The organism is Mesorhizobium sp. M2A.F.Ca.ET.037.01.1.1, assembly GCF_003998075.1.
GTDB lineage: Bacteria > Pseudomonadota > Alphaproteobacteria > Rhizobiales > Rhizobiaceae > Mesorhizobium.
In genome coordinates, this window is the sequence record NZ_RZSA01000770.1 from 1 (window position 1) to 3,288 (window position 3,288).

Below are 3,288 nucleotides of genomic sequence, written 5' to 3' on the forward strand. Positions count from 1 at the left end.
GATGTAAATAGCGCTGCCGCGGAAATCGGCCTGCCGGTGATTGTTAAGCCAGCCGTAGGTAACGGCAGCTACGGCGTCCGATTGTGCCGCGACGTCGATGAATTGGCCGAACATACCACCTATCTGTTGGGCGGCAAGCACGTATGGCGGTCCTCACCGAGGATACTGGTCGAAGAATTCGCGCAAGGCCCATACTATGGCGCTGACATAATGGGAAATGAGGTTATTGGGATTGCCGCCGCTGACTTCGACCCCCCACCGTATTTCGTCTTTCGTGAGTTGGCTTATCCGGCCCCCATAACTGATGACGAGCATGAGCGTATCGTCGATGTTTCGCTGAGCTGTTTGCGAGCTCTCGGCCTTGGCTGGGGGCCAACGAACGTTGAATTTCGATGGACGAAGCTTGGCCCAGTCGTGATTGAAGTCAATCCGCGTCTTGCTGGCGGGATCACTCCTCAACTGGTTCAGCTGGCTTACGGTGTCGATCTCATCACCGAGCACATTAAGCTCGTCATTGGTGAGGAATGGAATTTGCGCAAAAGGCATTCGCACACTGCGGCCGTGCGGTTCCTCGTTCCTGATCGTGATGGCACCCTCGATTCGATCGATGGCGGCAGCCGGGCGGCTGCTCTACCAGGTGTCGCCGACGTCAAATTGTATATTGAACCCAACACGCCGATCGTCAGGACAGCCGATTACCGAGACCGCATCGGACATGTCATCGCCGTTTCACCCAACCTTGCTCAGACCAAGGCGATCGTTCAGCGTGCCGTCGACTTGATCGATTGGTCGATGACACCATTTCCGACCATGGCGAATAGGAACAATATGCGGCCCCTTACCTCCCGGACAGATGAAAGAAAACGGTAATCACACTGGGGTGATTTGCGGCAGGACGATAGAGCTGGCTTCGTTTGTCTCAACAGTTTGGCGGGCTTTGTAAGCGGGTTTCCGCACGTCATGCCGCTGCGAGGATCGGCTTTGGCGTGTTGAAGTAGGCCCGATCCGGGGTCTTCCGGTCAAGCGATGAAATGAGACGTCTGGTATTGTAAAAGATCAGATACCGGGCGATCGCGGTGCGGGTTTCCGGCACGCTGGTATAGGCATGCAGGTAGACCTCCTCATATTTGATGGTCCTCCAGAGCCGCTCGACGAAGACGTTGTCGCGCCAGACTCCTTTTCCGTCCATGCTGATTTCACGTCGGCATCCGTCCCGTGCCGCGGTCGACACTGGTATGCGACGAACGATTGGCAGGTCGGCCACAGCGGCAAAGTCGTGGCACCTGATATCTACATTGCGGTCGGTATTTCCGGCGCCATCTAGATGGGGTCGTCTAATCGTGGTGGCAGAGTCAAGCACCTTTGCAATTCCTGAGACGCGTATGCCGGGTGCAGGGTCGTCTTCGCGGTCGACATAGGTCGCCGCATGATGGAGCTTCGCGGGAGGAGCCCTTCAAATGTGGACGACGCACTATGCTGAGCCAGCGGTGCACCCCATCAAGCGGAATGGCTCTGCCCACGTCCCGGCAGGGACGCCTCGGCGCGCTCAGAGACTGAACGCTATTCGTAAAGCGGTCACGCTATCGTTCCGGCGGTCCGATCGAAGTACTCGCCGGTTTTGAGCATGGCATGCATTGTCACCGCCAGTTTTCGTGCTACGGCAACGGCGGCCCGTTTGAAGCCTACCCGCTCCCTCAGTTTGAGGCCCCATGTCCGCAGGCTGCTGTCGGCCGAGCTGCGGGTCAGGATGACTGTCGCCGCTTCGTAGAGAAGCCCTCGCAAATGACGATCGCCACGTCGGGATATGTGGCCGTCATAGTCGACTTCTCCCGATTGGTATCGCCGGGTCGTCAGGCCGAGCCAGGCGCCGACAGAGCGAGATTTCTTGAAGTTGTCAGGATCCTCAATGGCGGTCGCGAAGGAGGTTGCGGTGATCGCGCCGACGCCGGGAATCGACATGAGGATCTGACATGCTCCGTTTTGGCGCGCGGCAGCAACAAGCTGGCGCCCCAGTTCAGCAGCCCTTATGCGCATGCTGCGCCAAGCTTCCAGCATCGGCAACACGATAGGAGCGAGCCCGTCCCGATCGACGAGGAGACTGCGGACATTCTTCTCGAACGTGCTTCCCTTGCCCGCGGGAACCAGCAATCCGAACGTCTTCATGATGCCGCGGATCTGATTTGAGAGTTCGGTGGTAATCCTGACCAGCCTGGTGCGTGCCGCCACGAGCGTGCGCGTCAGCATGCTGTCGAACCGCTTCACGCGCACCTCACGAAAGAACCCCACTTCTGCAAGATGCGCCAAACCGTCAGCATCGTTCGCGTCGGTTTTGTTCGCGGCCATGTCGAGCGCTGCTTTGGCATGACGAGCATCGATGCAGATCGCCGGCAAACCCTCTTCACGCAGCCCGTGATAGAACCATACGGATAGAGGGCCGGTTTCGAACACGACGCGCTTGGCGAACGGTGCACGCTTGCGGACAAGCTCGGCAATCATCTTTGGATCGGATGCACACTTTCCGCGCCAAACGCGCTTGCCTTCACGTCGAATAGAAACCGCCGTCTCTTTCATCGACACGTCGAGCCCGATATATTCTTCCATGGCTGTTCTCCCTTAGATGCTTGGGCCCGGCGTCCAGTCGTGAGCCCGTATTTCCATCTTATCGGGGAACAGCCACCCTCCCTGGCTATGATTTGGTTTCAGGGCGACTCGCTCCCGCGATTACCCCATGTGGATGCCAGCCTTCTCCGACGGCATCGCAATGTGCCGTGCGCCAGGATAAGCCGTGGAAAGGAGAATGATATGACCTGAAACCTTTCTCAGCGATCCAGCAGGTTCAACTCCTGCCCGGTAAAGGCGCAGCCCGCCAGCCGGAAGCGAGTCTTGCGTGGGCGTCGGCAACGGTGCCCATGAAGCGTAGACAGCGGGTGATAAAGCGGTGATGTAAGCCTCGAAATGCGAACGTGATGACGCCTTCGGTGTGGCACACCCGGGGGCAGCACCCGAATGCCGGTACTGGTGAGGCAACAGGGGTCATCCGGGGTCTGGGACCACCGCAGAATCACGGGACGGATCGCCACGGAACCTGGGAGGTCCCGCACCTGCCCGAAGGGGTATAGCCGGAATAGGGAGTGCCGGCTGATCCAAAGGCTCCAGGCCCGGGGCTGACCTGCAATCCCCCGGGAGCGCTACGGCGAACACGAACAGGCAGGACCTTTCGGACCCGGCTGGCGAAAACAATAAGCCGAAGGGCATGCGGTGCGGGAAGTCGGAGCGCCCTCATAGTAC

General features: G+C 58.9%; 2 protein-coding genes and 2 pseudogenes. 2 read left to right on the top strand and 2 right to left on the bottom strand.

From position 1 onward, the window contains the following. Positions 1-870: ATP-grasp domain-containing protein (locus EOA27_RS28660; protein WP_127257813.1), on the top strand; the 870-nt coding region annotated here is incomplete at its 5' end. An 88-nt stretch (positions 871-958) separates the two neighbouring features. Here EOA27_RS28660 and EOA27_RS28665 read toward each other — a convergent pair. Then, positions 959-1,195: pseudogene (locus EOA27_RS28665) on the bottom strand (integrase core domain-containing protein); the annotation flags it as partial. 39 nt (positions 1,196-1,234) lie between these two features. Between EOA27_RS28665 and EOA27_RS28670 the strand changes: the two are divergent. After that, positions 1,235-1,321 (top strand): annotated as a pseudogene (locus tag EOA27_RS28670) (FAD-binding protein); the annotation flags it as partial. A 254-nt stretch (positions 1,322-1,575) separates the two neighbouring features. Here the strand turns inward: EOA27_RS28670 and EOA27_RS28675 are convergent. Further along, on the bottom strand, positions 1,576-2,601 hold the full coding sequence (locus EOA27_RS28675) for an IS110 family transposase (RefSeq protein ID WP_127257815.1): 1,026 nt from the start codon (positions 2,599-2,601) through the stop codon (positions 1,576-1,578). Positions 2,602-3,288: the final 687 nt, after the last annotated feature.